Below are 20061 nucleotides of genomic sequence, written 5' to 3' on the forward strand. Positions count from 1 at the left end.
GCGATCAGGGGGTCAGCATTCGCCGATACAGCGTCTCGGCGAACTCCTGACCTTCCCTGATCGGATCGCGCCTTTTGCCCAGAACCGCGCGTACCTGCGGTGCAAAATCGGCGTAATGCTGCGTCAACGCCCAGATCGAGAAGATCAGGTGATGCGGGTCGGACGGGGCCAGCCGCCCTTCGTCCATCCATCCGCCAATCAGCGCCGCCTTTTCATCTACCAGTTCACGCAACGAACCGCCCAGAACCGTGCCAATATGCGTGGCACCGCTCAGCACCTCGCCGGCGAACAGGCGGCTTTCGCGGGCGTGGCTTTTGCTCATCCGCAGCTTGGCGCGGATATAGGCAAGCATCTCCTCGACCGGCTCGCCGTCCGGGTCGATGGCGCGCAGGGGCTTCAACCAATCCTCCAGCGCGTGTTCCAGAAGCGCCAGATAAACCGCCTGTTTCGAGGGGAAGTAATACAGCAGGTTGGGCTTCGACAGCGCCGCCGCCTCGGCAATCTGATCCAGCGTCGCGCCGCGATACCCATGGGCCGAAAACACATCCAGCGCGGCGGCAAGGATTGCCTGCGTATTGCGCTTTCGGATGCGGGTTTGCGGGGCGGGCTTGGTCATCGGGCCGGGCATGTTGACAACTATTCAGGCGCAGTTAGCGTGAATGTGCGGGCAAGGTCAAAGCCTTGGCTGCCTGACGAAAGACAGGGGTAAGCGATGGAAGGCGACAATATCCGGATCGACGGCGCGCGGCTGTGGGACAGCCTGATGCAAATGGCGAAAATCGGCCCCGGCGTCGCGGGTGGCAATAACCGCCAGACCCTGACCGACGCCGATGCCGAAGGTCGCCGCCTGTTCCAAGGCTGGTGCGAGGATGCGGGCATGACCATGTCCGTCGATCGCATGGGCAATATGTTCATGCGTCATGAGGGCACGGACACGGACGCCGACCCGGTCTATATCGGCAGCCATCTGGATACCCAGCCTACGGGCGGCAAATATGACGGCGTGCTGGGCGTGCTTTCGGGGCTGGAGGTGATCCGGGCGATCCGCGACATGGGCCTGAAAACCCGCCGCCCCATCGTCGTCACCAACTGGACGAATGAGGAAGGCACGCGATTTGCGCCCGCAATGCTGGCAAGCGGCGTCTATGCGGGCATCCATGACGAGGATTTCGCCAATAGCCGCGAGGATGCGGACGGCAAGAAGTTCGGCGATGAGCTGGACCGCATCGGCTGGCGCGGCGACGATCCGGTTGGCGGGCGTCCCATGCATGCGATGTTCGAATATCACATCGAACAGGGGCCAATTCTGGAAGCCGAGAACAAGCAGATCGGTGTCGTGACCCACGGGCAGGGCCTGTGGTGGTTGCAGGTCACGCTGACCGGAAAGGATGCGCATACCGGCAGCACGCCGATGAACATGCGGGTGAATGCGGGCCTTGGCATGGCGCGGATCATCGAAATGGTGCATCGGGTGGCGATGGCTCACCAGCCTGACGCGGTGGGCGCGGTTGGGCAGGCCAATGTCTATCCGAACAGCCGCAACGTGATCCCCGGCAAGGCTGTGTTTACCATCGACATCCGGTCCCCGGAGCTGGAAAAGCTGAACGCCATGCGCGCCGAGATCGAGGCGGAAGCCCCGAAGATCGCCGAGGAACTCGGTCTCGGGATCGAGATCGAGCCGGTCGGCCATTTCGACCCGGTGACCTTCGATCCGGGGCTGGTCGAGGTCGTGCGGAGCGCCGCCGAGCATCTGGGCTATTCCCACATGAACATCGTCTCTGGCGCGGGCCACGACGCCTGCTGGATCAACCGCGTCGCGCCGACCGTGATGATCATGTGCCCCTGCGTTGACGGGCTTTCGCATAACGAAGCCGAGGAGATCAGCCCGGAATGGGCGAGTGCGGGGGCGGATGTGCTGCTTCACGCGGTGCTCGAAGCGGCGGAGGTGGTACGGTGACCGTGAAGGTGATGCACAAGATGACCGCAATTTGCGCCGCAATAGCGGCGTTCGCGGGCCCATGCAACGCGCAGGAATCAGCAAAGGGCATAGGCGCCCTTGATTGCGCCACCTTTTGGGAAGGCCGCCATGATCCACTAGTCCAGAAGGAGATTGCCAGCTGGGCCTATGGCTACTTTACCGCGATGAACATGGTCCGCGCTCAAGCAACCAAACAGCCGATGCGCGACCTGGCCGGCTTGGCGACGCAACCCTCTGCCCTATTCGCCGATACGGTGGCGGCCTGCCAGGCCGAACCGTCCGAGCTGGTCCTGGGGCATGTGCTGGCTTTCTATAACAAGCTGCCGCTGATTGAAGCGCCGAACTGAGCGAAGGATGCAGGGGAATTCCATGACCACAGTCATCAAAAACGGAACCATCGTCACCGCCGATCTGACCTATAGGGCCGATGTGCTGATCGAGGGCGGCAAGATCGCGGCGATTGGCGAGAACCTCTCCGGCGATAAAGAACTCGACGCCACCGGCTGCTACATCATGCCGGGCGGGATCGACCCGCATACGCATCTGGAAATGCCCTTCATGGGCACCTACTCCGCCGATGATTTCGAAAGCGGCACCCGTGCGGCGCTGGCGGGCGGGACCACGATGGTAGTGGATTTCGCGCTGCCCTCGCCCGGTCAGGGGCTGCTGGATGCGCTGCAGATGTGGGACAACAAGTCGGGCCGCGCGCATTGCGATTACAGCTATCACATGGCGATCACCTGGTGGGGCGAGCAGGTTTTCAATGAGATGGAAGAGGTGGTGAAGCGCGGCATCACCAGCTTCAAGCATTTCATGGCCTATAAGGGCGCGCTGATGGTGAATGATGACGAGTTGTTCGCCAGCTTCCGCAGGGTCGGCGATCTGGGCGGGATTGCGCTTGTACATGCCGAGAATGGTGATGTGGTCGCGGAACTCTCTGCCCGGCTGCTGGCCGAGGGCAATACCGGGCCCGAGGCTCATGCTTATTCGCGCCCCCCGCAGGTCGAAGGCGAGGCGACCAACCGCGCCATCATGGTGGCCGATATGGCGGGGGTGCCGCTTTATGTCGTCCATACCAGTTGCGAGGACAGTCATGAAGCGATCCGCCGCGCGCGCCAGCAGGGCAAGCGCGTCTGGGGAGAGCCGCTGATTCAGCATCTGACGCTGGACGAAAGCGAATATTTCAACCCGGATTGGGACCATGCCGCGCGGCGCGTCATGTCGCCCCCGTTCCGGAACAAGCTGCATCAGGACAGCCTTTGGGCGGGGCTGCAATCGGGCAGTCTGTCGGTTGTGGCGACGGATCACTGCGCCTTCACGACCGAGCAGAAGCGCACCGGAGTCGGCGATTTTACCAAGATCCCGAACGGCACCGGGGGGCTAGAGGACCGGATGCCGATGCTGTGGACGCATGGGGTGAATACCGGGCGGCTGACGCCGAATGAATTCGTCGCTGTGACCTCGACCAATATCGCCAAGATCCTGAACATGTATCCGAAGAAGGGCGCGATTCTGGTCGGCAGCGACGCCGATCTGGTCGTCTGGGACCCCGAGGCGGAAAAGACCATCGGCGCAGACACCCAGCAATCCGCGATTGATTACAATGTGTTCGAGGGGCAGAAAGTGAAGGGTCTGCCGCGCTATACCTTGACGCGCGGCGTGGTGGCTGTGACCGAAGGCAAGGTGGACAGCCGCGAGGGCCACGGCGAATTCGTCGCCCGCGAACCACGTGGCACCGTGAACCGCGCCTTGTCGCAATGGAAGGAACTCAGCGCGCCAAGACCGGTCGAACGGTCGGGGATACCGGCGACGGGGGTGTAATGATGCCGCCTCTGCTTGGCGTTCTGGAAGCCGCGCTTTATGCGGATGATCTTGAGGCTGCGCGTCGTTTTTACGCCGATGTTGTCGGGCTTGAGGTCATGACAGCCAGAGAGGGGCGGCATGTCTTCTTCCGCTGTGAAAAGACCGTGGTTCTCGTGTTCCGCGCCGAGGCCACGCGCGAGCCACCGCCGCCAGATACGGCGCTGCCGGTGCCGCCGCATGGGGCTGAAGGTGCGGGGCATCTGTGCTTTTCGGTACCAATGGCTGCGCTAGATGATTGGGTGGAGCGCCTGCAGGGGTCAGGCGTCGCGATTGAAAGCGACTTTATCTGGCCGAACGGAGCGCGTTCGGTCTATGTCCGTGATCCTGCTGGAAATTCCGTGGAGTTTGCCTCGCCCAAACTGTGGGAGATGCCTGAATGACAGACCCCGCCGGACCCGTCGTCGAAGCGCGCGGAGTTGACCTGACCTTCCAGACCGCCGATGGCCCGGTCCATGCGCTGAAGGGCGTTGATTTGACCATAAATCAAGGCGATTTCGTCAGTTTTATCGGGCCCTCGGGCTGCGGGAAGACCACGCTTTTGCGGACGATTGCGGCGTTGGAGACGCCGACCGGGGGGGGGCTGACGGTTAATGGGATGACCCCGGATGAGGCGCGGAAGGCGCGGGCTTATGGGTATGTCTTTCAGGCGCCGGGGCTTTATCCGTGGCGGACGATTGCGCAGAATATCGCGCTTCCCCTTGAAATCATGGGGTTTTCTAAGGCTGATCGGGCCGAGAGGGTGCAGCGGGTGCTGGAGCTTGTCGATCTGGGCGGCTTTGGCGGGAAATATCCGTGGCAACTGTCGGGGGGGATGCAGCAAAGGGCCAGTATTGCGCGGGCCTTGTCGTTTGATGCCGACATTCTGCTGATGGATGAACCCTTTGGGGCGCTGGATGAAATCGTGCGCGACCGGCTGAACGAGGCGCTGCTGGATCTGTGGGCGCGGACCGGGAAAACCATTGGATTCGTTACACATTCCATCCCCGAAGCCGTCTATCTTTCGACCAAGATCGTGGTCATGTCGCCGCGTCCGGGGCGGATTACCAAGGTGATCGACAGCCCGCTTCCGCGTGTCCGACCGCTGGAAATCCGCGACTCGCAGGAGTTCATCGCTATCGCCCATGAGGTCCGCGAAGGGCTGCGAGAGGGGCACAGCTATGACTAAGCGGGCCCACTGCGCAAGGCGTATAGAACGCGTATATAACCCGTATATAATCCGTAGATACACGGCCTTGCGGCCGAAGGGGGCGATATGACGCGCGCGACCGCCCCGCTGATCCGTCCGGCCCGGTTGGAGGATATGGACGCTTGTGCCGCCATTCACAGCGATTGGATCGACACGACCGAGTGGATGCCGCCGCGAACACGCTCGACCGGGGAGATGGCGCGGGACTATCGCGAGGGGGCTTTCGTCAAACGCCGCATTCTGGTCGCGGAATTGGGTGGAGAGGTCGCGGGCTATCTGTCGGTGGACGAGCCGACCGAGGAGATCACCGCGCTGTTCGTCGGGCCGCGCGGGCGCGGCATAGGCACCGCGCTGATGCTTGATGCGCAGGACCGCCATGCGCGGCTTTGGCTGTGGACCTTTCAGCGGAACGAGGGCGCGCGGCGCTTCTATACCCGGCGGGGTTTCGCCGAGTTGGAACGGACGACGGGCGACAATGAAGAAACCCTGCCCGATGTCAGGCTGGGCTGGCGTAGGGGAGAGGCCGCATGAAGCGCGTTCTGCCCGTGCTGACGGTTCTGCTGGCGATCATCGCTGTCTGGTATGTCGCGGCCTATTTCCTGAACCTGAACTGGGCGACGCAGCAGCTTGCGCGGGAAGGGATCGAGCCGACATTTTCCGCGCTGTTCAACAACACCATGGCGCAAGAACGCCCCGTCCTGCCCGCGCCGCATCAGGTTGCGGTCGGGCTGTGGGACGGGCTTGCGGGGCAGAAGATCACCTCGAAACGCAGTCTGGTCTGGCATGGCTGGGTGACGCTTTCGGCGACGCTGGCGGGGTTTGCCATCGGGACGCTGGCGGGCATCCTGCTGGCGGTCGGGATCGTGCATAGCCGGGCGATGGACCAGTCGGTCATGCCTTGGGCGGTGGCCAGCCAGACGGTGCCGATCCTTGCGATTGCGCCGATGGTGATCGTGGTCATGGCCAGCGTCGGGGTGACGGGGCTGCTGCCGAAGGCGATCATTTCCGCGTGGCTGTCCTTCTTTCCGGTGCTGGTCGGCACGGTGAAGGGGCTGCGCACGCCCGATGCGATGCAGCTTGACCTGATGCGGTCGTGGAATGCGTCCGCGAGTCAGGTCTTCTGGCGGCTGCGGCTGCCATCGGCCATGCCCTATCTGTTCGCGAGCCTGAAGGTCGCGATTGCGGCCAGCCTTGTGGGCGCAATCGTGGGTGAATTGCCGGCGGGTGCCACGGCGGGGCTGGGCGCAAGGCTGCTGTCGGGCAGCTATTACGGGCAGACAGTGCAGATCTGGTCGGCGCTGTTCACCGCCGCAGCACTTGCGGGCCTTCTGGTGCTGATGATCGGCTGGATCGAGCGGTTGACGCTGAAACGCATGGGGCTGGCGCGATGATGGCGGCGCTGCCTATCCTTGCGGTCTGGCTGGGAAGCTGGGGGCTGAATGCCTGGCTTTCGCGGTTCGATACGCGGCTGACGCGGGTGCTGGTGGCGCTGATCTTCGGTGCATCCATCCTGATCCTGTGGGAGATGATCGTGCGCGCTTACGATGTGCCCGCCGTCATCCTGCCCGCGCCCAGCCAGATCGCGGAAAGCTTTGCCAGCAATACGCGTACGCTTTGGATCGACTTTGTTCAGACCATCCTGAAAGGCGCGCTGTCGGGCTGGCTGATCGGGGCTGCGGCGGCCATTGGCACCGCCATTGCCATCGACCGCAGCCCCTTCCTGCAAAGGGGCCTGCTGCCCATCGGGAATTTCGTCGCGGCCCTGCCCATTGTCGGCATCGCCCCCATTCTGGTCATGTGGTTCGGCTTTGACTGGCAGTCCAAGGCGGCGGTGGTCGTGGTCATGGTGTTCTTCCCGATCCTTGTGAACACCATCGCCGGGCTGGCCGCGACCGACGCCCTGCAACGCGATCTGATCGCCACTTGGAGCGCGGGTTACTGGCAGTCGCTGTGGAAGCTGCGCCTGCCCGCAGCACTGCCCTTCATTTTCAACGGGCTGAAAATTTCCACCACGCTGGCGCTGATCGGCGCTATCGTTGCCGAGTTTTTCGGCAGTCCCACGCGGGGCATGGGATTCCGCATTTCGACCGCGGTGGGACAGTTGGACATGCCGCTGGTCTGGGCTGAAATAGTCGTGGCCGCACTGGCGGGATCGGCCTTTTACGGCATCGTCGCGCTGATCGAGGCGCGGCTGACCTTCTGGCATCCAAGCCAGCGGACATAACCGGGGCAGCGACCCCACAAAACAGGGAGCTAGAAATGAAATACCTTCTGACCGGCCTTGCGGCGGCCTTGCTGCCCGCCACGGCATTCGCGGCCGATGACGTGACGCTGCAACTGAAATGGGTCACGCAGGCGCAGTTCGCGGGCTATTACGTCGCGCTCGACAAGGGGTTTTACGAGGCGGAGGACCTGAATGTCACCATCAAGCCGGGCGGCCCGGATATTGCGCCGCCGCAGGTCATGGCAGGCGGCGGGGCCGATGTGATGGTTGACTGGATGCCCTCGGCGCTGGCGGCGCGGGAAAAGGGGCTGGCGCTGGTGAATATCGCGCAGCCGTTCAAAAGTTCCGGGATGATGCTGACCTGCCGCAAGGATAGCGGCGTGGCGACGCCTGCGGATTTCAAGGGCAAGACGCTGGGTGTCTGGTTCGGCGGGAACGAATATCCCTTCCTCAGCTGGATGGGGACGCTGGGTCTGCCAACCGAAGGCGGCGCGGACGGGGTCGAGGTGCTGAAGCAGGGCTTCAACGTCGATCCGCTGTTGCAGCAGCAGGCCGCATGCATCAGCACCATGACCTATAACGAATACTGGCAGCTGATTGATGCCGGCATGACGCCCGAGGAATTGCTGACCTTCAAATATGAAGATGAAGGCGTGGCGACGCTGGAAGACGGGCTTTACGTCATGGAGGACAAACTGTCCGACCCGGCCTTTGTCGACAAGATGGCGCGCTTCGTGAAGGCCAGCATGGAAGGCTGGAAATACGCCGAGGAACACCCCGACGAGGCCGCCGAAATCGTTCTGGAAAACGACGAAACGGGCGCCCAGACCGAAGAACATCAGAAGCGCATGATGGCCGAGGTCGCGAAGCTGACGGCCGGTTCCAACGGCGCGCTTGATCCGGCGGATGCCGAACGCACGGTCAAGATCCTGATGGCGGGCGGGTCCGATCCGGTGATTTCGAAGGAACCGGAAGGGGCGTGGAGTTCGGTCGTGACCGACAAGGCGCTTGCCCAGTAAAGCCTTCGCGCCGGGCCCGACGGTCCGGCGCCTTTCCCGGAGGAGTGTCATGCCGAAAGCCTATTGGATCGCCCATGTAACCGTCACCGATCCCGAGCCTTACAAGCTGTATGCCGAAGGCGCGTCCGAAGCCTTTCGCGAATTCGGCGCGCGGGTGCTGGCGCGTGGCGGCCCTGCCCAGCAGATGGAGGGCGAGGGCCATCCCCGCAACGTGGTGATTGAATTCGACAGCATGGAAGACGCGCTCGCCTGCTATCACTCGGACACCTATCAGAACGCCCGCAAGCATCGCGAAGGCCGCAGCGTGGCGCAGATCACCTTCGTCGAAGGCGTCTAGGGCGCGCCGCCGTCCGCGCGGCGTGAACCATTCGGCGTGTTGCGGGTTGGGTTTCGGAAGCATCAACACCGATAGCCCAAGCCGGAGACCGCCATGCGTCCGCCAGCCCTGCCTGACCGAGCCGCGCTTTTCCTTGATTTCGACGGGGTTCTGGTCGAGATCGCCGCCAGCCCGGACGCGATACAGGTGCCCCCCGCGCTGCAGGATCGGCTGGACCGGCTTCACGACCGGCTTGATGGGGCGCTGGCATTGGTATCGGGCCGCCATGTCGCCGATCTGCGGCGGTATCTGCCGCGCTTTGCGGGGGTGATCGCGGGCAGCCACGGGGCCGAAATGGCGCATGGCGACCGCGTCGATCTGGCATCGGGCGCGGCACTGGACATCGCGGCCATTCACGCGGCGGCGCATCATCTGGCCGCCGCGCATGGCACTATTCTGGTCGAGGAAAAGCCGCTGGGCGTCGCCATGCACTACCGCGCCGAGCCGGCGCTTGCCGCGTTTGTCGATGCCGCCATGCGCGAGCTTGAGGCGCAGTTTCCCGGCACCCGGTTGCAGCCCGCGAAAATGGCGGTCGAGCTTCAGCCCGAGGATGCCGGAAAGGATGGCGCGCTTGGGCGTCTGATGAGTGCGGCCCCGTTTCAGGGGCGTGTGCCGGTTTATGTGGGCGACGATCTGACGGACGAGCCGGCGATGACGGCGGCGCAGGATCGCGGCGGCTTCGCGATCAAGATCGGCGAGGGAGACAGCGTTGCGCGCTATCGTCTGGCTGATCCGCCGGCGCTGGCGCGCTGGCTGGACAGGGCGCTGCAGCAATGACAGGGTAGCGCCATGCATCGACTCGTCGCCGTTTCGAACCGGTTGCCGCTGGGGGACAATCCCTCGGGCGGCTTGGTCGTGGCGTTGCAGGACGCGCTTGGCGATTCCGGCGGGCTGTGGGTCGGCTTTTCCGGCGAGCCGTCGGATGCGCCGCAGGACAGCCTGGAATTCCATGACGGCGCGCGCTTCGACCGCGCGGCCTTCGATCTGACGGCCGAGGATTACGAAAGCTATTATCTTGGCTTTTCGAACTCTGTCCTGTGGCCGGCCTTTCATGGGCGCGCCGACCTGATCGAGATCAAGCCCGAATATCTTCAGGGCTATCGCCGCGTCAATGATCGCATCGCGGACCTGCTGCTGCCGCACCTGAAGCCCGATGACCGGATCTGGATTCAGGATTACCAGCTTATTCCGTTGGCGGCAGCGTTGCGCGAACGCGGCGTGACGAACCGCATCGGCTTCTTTCTGCATATCCCGTTCCCGGACCCGGCGATCTGTGCGGCGCTGCCCAATCCCGGCGAGATGTTTGGCTGGTTTTCGAATTACGACCTGATCGGGTTTCAGGCGCGCCGCGATCTGCGCAATTTCATCGAAGGCGCGCGGCAGCTTTCGCAGGCCGAGCCGCTGGACGATCAGCGCCTGCGCCTGTGCGGGCGCGAAACCCGCGCCGGGGCCTTTCCCATCGGAATCGACGCCGCCGGTTTCATCGACGAGGCACGGGGCGCGCGCGAAGAAGACCGGATGCGCAGCCTGACCGATTCCAAGATGATGATCGGCGTGGACCGGCTGGATTATTCCAAGGGCATCCCGCAGCGGTTCCGGGCCTTCCAGTTGCTGCTGGAAAACAATCCTGACCTGATCGAGAAGGTCATGCTGTTGCAGATCGCGCCGCCGACGCGCGAATCGGTCGAGGCCTATCAGAACATCCGCGAGGAGACAGAGCATCTGGCCGGACGCATCAATGGCCAGTTCGCCACCGTCAACTGGACGCCCATCCGCTTCATTCACCGCCCGATTCCGCGCCACGAGCTGGCCGGGCTTTACCGGCAGGCCAATGTCGGGCTGGTCACGCCGCTGGCTGACGGTATGAATCTGGTCGCAAAGGAATATGTCGCGGCACAGGATGTCGCCGATCCGGGCGTGCTGATCCTGTCGCGGTTCGCCGGTGCCGCCGAGGACATGACCGAGGCAGTCATCGTGAACCCGCATGATCCCTGGGATATGGCCGCCGCGATGAAGCGCGCGATCGAGATGACGCCGAACGAACGCCGCCGCCGTCACGCGGCATTGCTGCAGGATGTCGTCGAACACGATGTCAGCTGGTGGGTTGACCGCTATCTTCAGACGCTCGGCTGATCGCGCAATCATGCCTTGACGGCGTCGGCCCGGCATCCGCAACCTGTCCCCATGTTCGGCTTTCGCGACATCGAGGTTATTCGCGCCATCGTGCGGCAGGGCGGCTTTCGCGCCGCCTCGGATGCGCTTGGGATCGCGCAATCGGCGATCTCGCGCCGGGTCCGGCATCTGGAAGATCGCATGGGCGTGGCGATTTTCGAACGCGACGGCAGGGGCGTGCGGCTGACGGCGATCGGACGGCGGCTGCTGGAGGAAGCCGAGGTGCTTGTCGCCCAACGCGACCGCATTCTGGGCGAACTGACGCAGAACGTGGTTGCGGGCGTCGTCAGGCTGGGCGTGGCCGAGACGATCACCCATACGCTGCTGCCCCCGATGCTGACCGATCTTCGCGCCCTTCATCCCCGCCTGCGGTTCGAAATTTCGGTCGATACCTCTGACCAGCTTGCGCGGATGCTGTGCAATGACGAACTGGATGTTGCGATCCTGATGCGCGATCAGGTGCCGCGCGGCGTCGATTTCACGCCGCTGCCCTCGGTCGGGCTGGGCTGGTATGTCGCGCCCGCGCATTTCACTTTGCCGCGCCCGGCGCGGCTGGACGATCTGGCGGCGCTGCCAATCATCTCTTTCCCCAAGAACACGCTGCCGCATCGTCGCGTGCTTGACCTGCTGTCGCCCGGTCGTCGGCAGGCAGTCGCGATCCACGGTTCGGCATCTTTGGCGACGATGCTGCATCTGGTCGGGCAGGGCTTCGGAATCGGGACGATTCCGCATGATATTGTCAGCGCATGGCCCGATACCGGACTGAGGCAGATAGAGGTTCATCGCGAAGCGCGCCTGCAGGATCTGGATTTCGCGATCTGCTATATGCCTGAAAGAAATGAGGAAATAGGCCGAGAGGTCGCCGCCGCAGCGGTTCGTGCCAGCCGTGACTGATGCCCTGAGAAGATCAATACTGAGTAACACTGGCCTATTGATCTAATCGGTCGTCCTGCGGAATCCTTATCCCGACAAGGGAGAAGCATTGATGGCAATGGCCGAAGCGGACCTTTCCGACCCTCGCCGGTTGCGCGCAGAAATTCGCGCCGGGCGCTTCGATGCGCCGACAGCGGGCGTCGGGGGCGATGCGCTTCAGGCCAATCTGGTGATCCTTGGCGCGGCCGATGCCGCCGATTTCCTGCGCTATTGTCAGGCCAATCCCCGCCCATGCCCGTTGCTGGCCGTCGGTGCGCCGGGCGATCCGTCGCTGCCGGCACTGGGCGAGGGGATCGACCTGCGCCATGATCTGCCGCGCTATCACGTCTGGAAAACCGGCGAACTCGCCGAAAGGCGCACGGATATCGCCGATCTGTGGCGGGATGATATGGTGTCGTTCGCGCTTGGTTGTTCGTTCAGTTTCGAGGCCGCGCTGAGTGATGCGGGCATTCCCGTGCGCCATCAGGACGCGGGGCGCAATGTTGCGATGTATCGCACGAATATCCCAACGCGCCCGGCGGGCCGCTTTTCCGGACCGCTTGTGGTGTCGATGCGCGCCATGCCCGCCGCCGACGCGATCGAGGCCGTGCAGATCTGCGCGCGCTATCCGCTTGCCCACGGCGCGCCGGTTCACCTTGGCGATCCGGCCCTGATCGGCATCGCCGATCTGGCAGCGCCCGATTACGGCGACCCGCCCGATATTCGCGACGGCGACATTCCGGTTTTCTGGGCCTGCGGTGTCACCCCGCAGGCCGCCATCGTCGAGGCGCGGCCCGACATCGCGATCACCCATGCGCCCGGACATATGCTTGTCACCGACATTCCCGCCGACCGGGCAGAGGCCATTCTGACCGGCATCCGCCCGACAATCACATAACCAACAGGAGAGAAAACAATGAAGACGCTCGCAATCGTTCTTGCCACAGGCACCGCGCTGACCGGCATGCCCGCGTTTTCCGAGGACCTCGCGGTCGTCGGAAGCTGGTCCAACCTGCCGCTTTATCAGGATTACGAGACGCCGTTCTGGACCGAGAAGCTGCCCGAGATGACGGGCGGAGAGTTCACCGCGCAACTGACCAGCTTCGACCAGATGGGCATTGCCGGTGCGGATGTGTTCCGCATGCTTGGCGACGGGGTGTTCGATATCGGCGCGACCGTGGCCGATTACACCGTCGGCGATGCGCCCGAACTGGAGGGGCTTGATGTGCCGCTGCTGGCCACCAGCGCCGCCGATGCCCGCAAGATCGTCGAGGCAGCGCGCCCGATGGTCAGCGACATCATGCGCGAGCGTTTCGGCGCGCAGGTGCTGGGCATCGCGCCTTATCCGCCCCAAGTCGTGTTCTGCCGGGGCGAGGTCGGATCGCTGGCGGATCTGGCAGGCAAGAAGGTCCGCGGCTCTGGCCGGATGACCACGAAATTCCTTGAGGCGCTTGGCGCCGAGGGCATCAATATCGCGTTCTCCGAAGTCCCCGGTTCGCTGGAACGCGGGGTGATCGACTGCGCGGTGACGGGGGCCGGGTCGGGCTATTCCGCCGGCTGGTGGGAAGTCTCGGACACGCTGATGACGATCCCGCTGGGTGGCTGGGACCCGGTTGTGATCGCGATGAACGGCGATCGCTATGACGGGCTGAGCGCCGAGCAGCAGCAGACGCTGACAAACGCCGTTGTCGAGGGGCTGGAAGTCCCGGCCTGGGATGCGGCCGAGGGCGGGCTTGCGACCGATATTGCCTGCCTGACCGGCAATGGCGAATGCCCCGCAGGCGAGGCCGCGTCGATGACGCTGGTCGAGCCGTCAGCCGAGGATAACGACGCCGCGCGCAAGATCCTGACCGAAGAAGTGTTGCCCGACTGGGCGGGCCGCGCCGGTGCGGACTGGGTGACGCGCTGGAATGACAGCGTCGGCAAGGCCGCTGGCGTCACCATCGAATAAGCTGAACCAGAAACGGGGCTGCTGCCATGACAGAACGGATTCAGGACTGGCTGGGACGGATCAACCGCGTCGTTGCGCTGCTGCTTGGCATCGCGCTTCTGCTGACGGTGGCCTTTATCCTTGGCGATGTCGTGATGCGGAAATTCGGCTGGGGCTCGCTTGGCGGCTCTGACGAGATTTCGGGCTATGTCATGGCGGCGGTCGCAAGCTGGGGGCTGGCATGCGCGCTGATCGAGCGCGCGCATGTCCGCATCGACGTGATCCGGCAGATGCTGGCCGGGCCGGGCCGTGCGGCGATGGATCTGTTCGCGATGATCGTCACGAATGGCGTCGTGGTGCTGATCGCGTGGTATTGCTGGCCGGTGTTGCAAAAGACGCTGGAACGCGGATCGCGTGCGAATACGCCGCTGGAAACCCCGCTTTGGATCCCGCAGGGCATCTGGTTCGCCGGCTGGCTGTGGTTCGCGCTGACCGCAACGGCGTTGAGCCTGATCGGTGTGGCCTATCTGCTGCGCGGGAAACATGCGGATTTCGAAGCGACGCTTGGCATCGGATCGGAGGTCGGGGAATGATCTGGACCGTCGCCATATCGCTTCTGGGCCTGATGGCCCTGTCGATCCCGGTCGGGATCGTGCTGTTCATCCTTGGGATCGGCGTCGGAGAGTTCTATTCGGCCTTCCCGCTTCTGCGCGGGCTGGGGCAGGTGGTCTGGTCGTCGTCCAATTCCTCGACCCTGATCGCCATACCACTTTTCGTGCTGCTCGGCGAAATCCTCGTGCGCGGCGGCGTGGCCGAACGCACCTATGCGGCGCTCGACAAATGGCTGTCATGGATGCCGGGCGGGCTGGTTCACGCAAATATCGCGACCGCGACGATGTTTTCGGCGACGTCGGGGTCATCGGTCGCAACGGCGGCGACCGTCGCCACTGTCGCCATGCCGCAGGCAGAGCGGCTGAATTACGATCCGCGCCTGTTTTCGGGCGCCATTGCGGCGGGTGGCACGCTTGGCATCCTGATCCCGCCCTCGATCAACCTGATCGTTTACGGCTTCCTGACCGAGACATCGATTCCGCGCCTTTTCTCGGCCGGGCTGGTGCCGGGGCTGCTGATGGCGCTTGCCTTTGTCGCCGTGACGGCGGTGATCTGCTGGCTGCGCCCCGCACTTGGCGGTCCCTCGCGCGGCTTCAGCTGGGCAGAGCGTGCGCGCAGTCTGACCCAGCTTCTGCCGATCGTGCTGCTGTTCATGGTCGTCATCGGCTCGATCTATGCGGGGTGGGCGACGCCGACGGAATCAGCGGCGATCGGCGTCGTCATGGCCGGGCTGATCGCGGTCCTGCTGGGCGACGGGCTTGGCCCGAAGGCACTGTCCGAGGCCCTGCACGGCACGATCCGCATTTCGGCAATGATCATGCTGGTCGTCGCCGGGGCATCGTTTCTGAATTTCGCGATGACCTCGGCGGGCCTGGGCCGGCAGTTGACCGAGCTGATCGAGGGGTCGGGTCTGTCGCCTTTCGGCACGCTTCTGCTGGTTGTCGCGCTGTATCTGGTGCTGGGCTTCTTTATCGAAACGCTGTCGCTGATGGTCGCGACCATCCCCATTATCGTGCCGATCATGGCCGGGCTTGGCTATGACAAGATCTGGTTCGGCGTCCTGATGATCGTGCTGATCGAAATGGCGCTGATAACGCCGCCGGTCGGACTGAACCTGTTCGTGGTGCAGGGCGCGCGCAAATCCGGATCTATCAGCGAGGTCATCATGGGCGCGATTCCCTATGTTCTGGTCATGATCTGCATGATCGCGCTGCTGATCGCCGTGCCGGGGCTGGCGCTGTGGCTGCCCTCGAAGCTTTGAAGAAGGAATAGCAAGATGCGTTTTACGGTCGATGACGCGCCCGTTGAACTGGTGCCGGAAAACCTTGTCATCGCGGGCTGGACGGGCCGGGATGAGGCCGCGATCCGCCACCATATAGACGAGCTGGCAGCGCTTGGCGTCACGCCGCCCTCGGCGACGCCGCTGTTTTACCGCGTGTCCGCAGCCTTGCTGACGACCGCATCAAGGATCGAGGTGGTGGGCACCGCGACCTCGGGCGAGGTCGAGCCGATGATCCTGCAGGCGAGCGGTCAGCGCTGGCTTGGTCTGGGTTCGGACCATACCGACCGGGAGCTGGAGGCGTATTCGGTCGCGGCGTCGAAACAGGTCTGCGCAAAACCCTGTGCGCCCGCGCTGTGGCAATGGGAGACGGTCGCCGACCGGCTTGACGACCTGCGCCTTGAAAGCTGGATCGAGGAAGGCGGCGTCTGGGTGCCTTATCAGGATGGCACGCTGGCGGCGATACGTCCGCTGGCCGATCTGATCGACGGCTCTGATCTGGGGCAGCTGTCGTCCGGGGCGCCTGCCGCGATGATGTGCGGCACGTTCGGCGCGAAGGGCGGGGTGCGGCCTGCGGCGCGTTTCCGCATGCGGCTGAGCGATTCTGTTCTGGGACGAGAGATCACCCACGAATACGAAACCGTCGCGCTGCCCGTCATCGCCTGATCGCCGCCGCATAACCGGCGTTTTCAGAATGCCCATGATTTCGGCAGCCTGTCGTGTTTCGGTGCAGGACGGGCATTCCACCGGCCGGAACTGCACAATATTTGCCCGCCCCGCCTCACATTGCGGCGGGCGCAGTTCTAGGGTCGGGCCATGCTTGACGCCGTGGACATGCAACGCAGCGCTGGCGCGGCGTGCGTCGCCGTGGATCGCGCAAGACTGACCGGATTGTCGCAATCCGGCAGCGCCAAGGCCATGCTGCCCCGGACCCACGGGGCAGTGCCGGAAATCGTGTTCCTGAATACCTCTGGCGGGCTGACCGCAGGCGACCGGCTGGATTACGAGATTGATCTGGCTCCCGGCACCCGCGCCACCGCCACAACCCAGACAGCAGAGCGCGCTTATCGCGCCGAAGGCGGCACGGCGCGGGCCGGGGTCAGGCTGCGGGTCGGCGCGGGCGGCGCGCTTGATTGGTTGCCGCAGGAAACGATCCTGTTCGACGGCTCTGCTTTGTCGCGCGAAACCGAGGTGGATCTGGAAGGTGACGCAGCTTTCCTTGGGGTCGAGACGGTCGTTCTCGGGCGCGCCGCGATGGGCGAGACGGTCGCGCGGGCCTGCTTTCGTGACACGCGCCGCATCCGCCGGGACGGGCGTCTGGAACTGCTCGACCCCTTCCGGCTGGACAGCGCCGCACTAAGCCGTGCCGCCGGCCCGGCGCTTCTGAACGGCGCGCGCGCCTTTGCGGTGTTGATCCTGTCCGCGCCCGCTGCGGAGGACAGGCTGGGTGATATGCGCGCCGCCGAGGTCGAGCCGGGCGTCGAAATTGCGGCCTCGGCCATGCCGGGGCGGCTGATCCTGCGCGCGCTTGCCGCGGATGCCTGGCCGCTGCGCCAGCAGATGGCGCGGCTGATACAGATCTTGCGACCGGGCGGGCTGCCGCGCGTCTGGCAGTCTTAGGAGTTACGAATGAACCTGACCCCCCGCGAGAAGGACAAGCTGCTGGTCAGCCTTGCTGCGATGGTCGCGCGCGGACGGCTGGAACGCGGCGTCAAGCTGAACCACCCCGAGGCAATCGCGCTGATTACCGATTACGTCGTCGAAGGCGCGCGCGACGGGCGCAGCGTGTCCGACCTGATGTCGGCGGGTGCCAGCGTCATCTCCGCCGATCAGTGCATGGATGGCGTGCCGTCCATGATCGAGACCGTGCAGGTCGAAGCCACATTTCCCGACGGCACGAAGCTCGTCACCGTCCACCACCCGATCCGTTAGGAAGACCGATGAAAAAGACCTTTTGCCTTCTTGCCCTGATGCCCACTGCCGCACTTGCCCATGCCGGGCACGAGGTCGGCAGCTTCCACAGCGGCTTTGGCCACCCGTTCAGTGGTGCGGATCACATGCTGGCCATGGTCGCCCTTGGCCTGCTGGCCATGCAGGTCGGGGGTCGCGGCGTCTGGGCGCTGCCTTTGACCTTCGTGGCCGCGATGCTGGTTGGTGGTGCGCTGGGTGCTGGCGGAATGCCTTTCCCGGCGGTCGAGCCGACGATCCTTGCATCCTGCATCATCCTCGGCGCGCTTGTGGCGATGGCGGTGAAATTGCCGATGTGGCTGACGCTGGCTGGCACGGCGTTCTTCGGTGCGGCGCATGGCTGGGCGCATGGCGCGGAAGGCCCTGCCAGTGGTCTGGCGGTTTATGCGACGGGCTTCGCGGTGGCGACGGCACTGCTGCACGGGCTGGGCATTGTGGCGGGAAAAGCAATTCCGGCGGTGGCGATCCGTCTGGCGGGTTTCGCAGCGGCGCTCGCGGGCGTGACCCTTGCCGTGGCGGGCTGACATGATCCCCGGTGAGATCATCCCCGCAGAGGGCAGCATCACCCTGAACGAGGGGCGGCAGGCGACCACCCTGATGGTCGCCAACACAGGCGACCGCCCGGTGCAGGTGGGCAGCCACTATCACTTCGCCGAAACCAATCCGGGCCTCGATTTCGACCGCGATGCCGCGCGGGGCATGCGTCTGGACATCGCCGCAGGCACCGCGATCCGGTTCGAGCCGGGTCAGCGGCGCGAGGTGCGGCTGATTCCCTTCGCGGGCGACCGGCAGGTCTGGGGGTTCAACCAACACGTCATGGGGGCGCTGTAATGCCTGCTTCAATCTCTCGCGCCGCCTATGCCGATATGTTCGGTCCCACGACCGGCGACCGCGTCCGCCTTGGCGATACCGACCTGATTATCGAGGTCGAGCGTGACCTGACCGTCTATGGCGAGGAGGTCAAATTCGGCGGTGGTAAGGTCATTCGCGACGGGATGGGGCAAAGCCAGATCACGCGCGAAGGCGGGGCGATGGATACGGTGCTGACCAATGCGCTGATCCTCGACCATTCGGGCATTTACAAGGCGGATATCGGGCTTCGCGACGGTCGCATCGCCGCCATCGGCAAGGCCGGCAATCCCGACACGCAGCCGGGCGTTGACATCATCATCGGGCCGGGGACGGAAATCATCGCGGCCGAGGGCCGGATCATCACCGCTGGCGGCATCGACTGCCATATCCATTTCATCTGCCCCCAGCAGGTGGACGACGCGCTGCATTCCGGCATCACCACGATGATCGGCGGCGGCACGGGGCCTGCGCATGGCACGCTCGCCACCACCTGCACGCCGGGGCCGTGGCATATCCGGCGGATGCTGGAAGCCGCCGACGGATTGCCGATGAATATCGGCCTCGCCGGGAAGGGCAATGCGTCCCGCCCCGAGGCGCTTCTGGAACAGATCCGCGCCGGCGCCTGCGCGCTGAAACTGCACGAGGATTGGGGCGCCACGCCCGCCGCCATCGACTGCTGCCTGACCGTGGCCGAGGAGCATGACATTCAGGTCATGATCCACACCGATACGCTGAACGAATCCGGCTTTGTCGAAAACACGCTGAAAGCCATCGCCGGGCGCACCATCCATGCCTATCACACCGAAGGCGCGGGTGGCGGCCATGCGCCGGACATCATCCGTGTGGTGGGGACGCAGAATGTCATCCCGTCATCCACCAACCCGACGCGGCCCTATACGGTGAATACCATCGAAGAGCATCTGGATATGCTGATGGTGTGCCATCACCTTGACCGGGCGATCCCGGAAGATGTTGCATTCGCCGAATCCCGCATCAGGCGAGAGACGATTGCCGCCGAAGACATTCTGCACGATCTGGGCGCGTTCAGCATCATCAGCTCGGACAGTCAGGCCATGGGACGGGTGGGCGAGGTTATTACGCGGACATGGCAGACCGCCCACAAGATGAAGATGCAGCGCGGGCGGCTGGACGGTGAGGCGGGGGAAAACGACAACCTGCGCGCCCGCCGCTATGTCGCGAAATACACCATCAACCCCGCTGTGGCGCATGGGATCAGCGCCCATGTCGGCAGCGTCGAGGTTGGCAAGCGCGCCGATCTGGTCATGTGGTCGCCTGCCTTCTTCGGTGCCAAACCCGAGATGAGCCTGATCGGCGGGCAGATCGTCATGGCGCAGATGGGCGATCCCAATGCCTCCATCCCGACGCCGCAGCCGATGTATTCGCGCCCGATGTTCGGCGCGCTGGGCCGCGCGGTCGGGCAGGCGGCGGTGCATTTCGTGTCAAAGGCAGGGGTCGAGGCTGGTGCGGCCGACGGGCTGATGAAGCAGGCGGTCGCCGTCGAAGGCACACGCGGCATCGGCAAGCGCGACATGCGCCTGAACGACGCCACGCCCGAAATCGAGGTTGATCCCGAAACCTATGAGGTCCGCGCAGACGGGCAGATCCTGACTTGCGAGCCGGCAACGGAATTGCCGCTCGCGCAACGCTATTTCCTGTATTGAAAGGGGGC

24 protein-coding genes are annotated in these 20061 nt (G+C 64.3%); 23 read left to right on the forward strand and 1 reads right to left on the reverse strand.

Features of this window, described 5'->3' with window-relative positions; all coding sequences use genetic code 11:
• Positions 1-4: 4 nt before the first annotated feature.
• Positions 5-616, reverse strand: coding sequence for a TetR family transcriptional regulator C-terminal domain-containing protein (locus FQV27_RS13240; RefSeq protein WP_147099307.1), 612 nt, complete (start codon positions 614-616; stop codon positions 5-7).
• A 96-nt stretch (positions 617-712) separates the two neighbouring features.
• On the opposite strand from FQV27_RS13240, the gene FQV27_RS13245 reads away from it, so the two are divergent.
• The 23 genes from FQV27_RS13245 to ureC all read left to right on the forward strand — a co-directional run bounded on the left by FQV27_RS13245 (position 713) and on the right by ureC (position 20053).
• Complete coding sequence (locus FQV27_RS13245) at positions 713-1957, forward strand: Zn-dependent hydrolase (protein ID WP_147099309.1); 1245 nt, start codon at positions 713-715, stop codon at positions 1955-1957.
• Positions 1954-2325: a hypothetical protein gene (locus tag FQV27_RS13250; protein ID WP_147099310.1), complete on the forward strand. Its 372-nt coding sequence runs from the start codon at positions 1954-1956 to the stop codon at positions 2323-2325. Before FQV27_RS13245 ends, FQV27_RS13250 begins: the two co-directional genes overlap by 4 nt.
• Before the next feature lie 22 nt (positions 2326-2347).
• On the forward strand, positions 2348-3799 hold the full coding sequence (gene hydA, locus FQV27_RS13255; protein ID WP_147099312.1) for a dihydropyrimidinase: 1452 nt from the start codon (positions 2348-2350) through the stop codon (positions 3797-3799).
• A complete protein-coding gene (locus FQV27_RS13260; protein ID WP_377768730.1) occupies positions 3799-4221 on the forward strand; it encodes a VOC family protein in 423 nt (140 codons plus the stop codon). Before hydA ends, FQV27_RS13260 begins: the two co-directional genes overlap by 1 nt.
• On the forward strand, positions 4218-5006 hold the full coding sequence (locus FQV27_RS13265) for an ABC transporter ATP-binding protein (protein ID WP_147099314.1): 789 nt from the start codon (positions 4218-4220) through the stop codon (positions 5004-5006). Before FQV27_RS13260 ends, FQV27_RS13265 begins: the two co-directional genes overlap by 4 nt.
• Before the next feature lie 87 nt (positions 5007-5093).
• Positions 5094-5558, forward strand: a complete 465-nt coding sequence (locus tag FQV27_RS13270) for a GNAT family N-acetyltransferase (RefSeq protein WP_147099317.1) — start codon at positions 5094-5096, stop codon at positions 5556-5558.
• A complete protein-coding gene (locus FQV27_RS13275) occupies positions 5555-6418 on the forward strand; it encodes an ABC transporter permease (protein ID WP_147099319.1) in 864 nt (287 codons plus the stop codon). Before FQV27_RS13270 ends, FQV27_RS13275 begins: the two co-directional genes overlap by 4 nt.
• Positions 6415-7251, forward strand: coding sequence for an ABC transporter permease (locus FQV27_RS13280; RefSeq protein WP_377768729.1), 837 nt, complete (start codon positions 6415-6417; stop codon positions 7249-7251). Before FQV27_RS13275 ends, FQV27_RS13280 begins: the two co-directional genes overlap by 4 nt.
• A 35-nt stretch (positions 7252-7286) precedes the next feature.
• Entirely contained in the window at positions 7287-8270 is a 984-nt protein-coding gene (locus tag FQV27_RS13285; RefSeq protein WP_147099322.1) for an ABC transporter substrate-binding protein, read from the forward strand.
• A gap of 49 nt (positions 8271-8319) precedes the next feature.
• Positions 8320-8607 (forward strand): DUF1330 domain-containing protein, encoded by a 288-nt coding sequence (locus FQV27_RS13290; protein ID WP_147099324.1) that lies wholly within the window; start codon positions 8320-8322, stop codon positions 8605-8607.
• Between the two features lie 93 nt (positions 8608-8700).
• On the forward strand, positions 8701-9423 hold the full coding sequence (gene otsB, locus FQV27_RS13295; RefSeq protein ID WP_147099326.1) for a trehalose-phosphatase: 723 nt from the start codon (positions 8701-8703) through the stop codon (positions 9421-9423).
• Between the two features lie 12 nt (positions 9424-9435).
• Positions 9436-10779, forward strand: coding sequence for an alpha,alpha-trehalose-phosphate synthase (UDP-forming) (locus tag FQV27_RS13300; RefSeq protein WP_147099328.1), 1344 nt, complete (start codon positions 9436-9438; stop codon positions 10777-10779).
• Positions 10780-10830: 51 nt separating this feature from the next.
• Positions 10831-11712 (forward strand): LysR family transcriptional regulator, encoded by an 882-nt coding sequence (locus FQV27_RS13305; protein WP_147099330.1) that lies wholly within the window; start codon positions 10831-10833, stop codon positions 11710-11712.
• A gap of 91 nt (positions 11713-11803) precedes the next feature.
• Positions 11804-12628 (forward strand): putative hydro-lyase, encoded by an 825-nt coding sequence (locus FQV27_RS13310; RefSeq protein WP_246133104.1) that lies wholly within the window; start codon positions 11804-11806, stop codon positions 12626-12628.
• 18 nt (positions 12629-12646) lie between these two features.
• Positions 12647-13681 carry a TRAP transporter substrate-binding protein gene (locus FQV27_RS13315; RefSeq protein WP_147099332.1) on the forward strand — a complete coding sequence of 345 codons (1035 nt, stop codon included), beginning with the start codon at positions 12647-12649 and terminating at the stop codon, positions 13679-13681.
• 26 nt (positions 13682-13707) lie between these two features.
• The gene (locus tag FQV27_RS13320) at positions 13708-14253 is read left to right on the forward strand and encodes a TRAP transporter small permease subunit (RefSeq protein ID WP_147099334.1); all 546 of its coding nucleotides are present in this window, start codon (positions 13708-13710) and stop codon (positions 14251-14253) included.
• On the forward strand, positions 14250-15533 hold the full coding sequence (locus tag FQV27_RS13325) for a TRAP transporter large permease (RefSeq protein WP_147099336.1): 1284 nt from the start codon (positions 14250-14252) through the stop codon (positions 15531-15533). Before FQV27_RS13320 ends, FQV27_RS13325 begins: the two co-directional genes overlap by 4 nt.
• A gap of 15 nt (positions 15534-15548) precedes the next feature.
• On the forward strand, positions 15549-16217 hold the full coding sequence (locus tag FQV27_RS13330) for a DUF2848 domain-containing protein (RefSeq protein ID WP_147099338.1): 669 nt from the start codon (positions 15549-15551) through the stop codon (positions 16215-16217).
• Between the two features lie 150 nt (positions 16218-16367).
• Complete coding sequence (locus FQV27_RS13335) at positions 16368-17171, forward strand: urease accessory protein UreD (RefSeq protein WP_147099340.1); 804 nt, start codon at positions 16368-16370, stop codon at positions 17169-17171.
• A 9-nt stretch (positions 17172-17180) separates the two neighbouring features.
• Positions 17181-17483, forward strand: a complete 303-nt coding sequence (locus FQV27_RS13340; protein WP_147099342.1) for an urease subunit gamma — start codon at positions 17181-17183, stop codon at positions 17481-17483.
• A gap of 8 nt (positions 17484-17491) precedes the next feature.
• The gene (locus FQV27_RS13345; RefSeq protein WP_147099345.1) at positions 17492-18043 is read left to right on the forward strand and encodes a HupE/UreJ family protein; all 552 of its coding nucleotides are present in this window, start codon (positions 17492-17494) and stop codon (positions 18041-18043) included.
• Between the two features lies 1 nt (position 18044).
• Positions 18045-18350 carry an urease subunit beta gene (locus tag FQV27_RS13350; RefSeq protein ID WP_147099347.1) on the forward strand — a complete coding sequence of 102 codons (306 nt, stop codon included), beginning with the start codon at positions 18045-18047 and terminating at the stop codon, positions 18348-18350.
• The gene (gene ureC, locus FQV27_RS13355; RefSeq protein WP_147099348.1) at positions 18350-20053 is read left to right on the forward strand and encodes an urease subunit alpha; all 1704 of its coding nucleotides are present in this window, start codon (positions 18350-18352) and stop codon (positions 20051-20053) included. The genes FQV27_RS13350 and ureC overlap by 1 nt, the downstream gene beginning before the upstream one ends.
• Positions 20054-20061: the final 8 nt, after the last annotated feature.

It is taken from the genome of Paracoccus aurantiacus (assembly GCF_007993065.1).
In the GTDB taxonomy this organism is placed as follows: domain Bacteria; phylum Pseudomonadota; class Alphaproteobacteria; order Rhodobacterales; family Rhodobacteraceae; genus Paracoccus; species Paracoccus aurantiacus.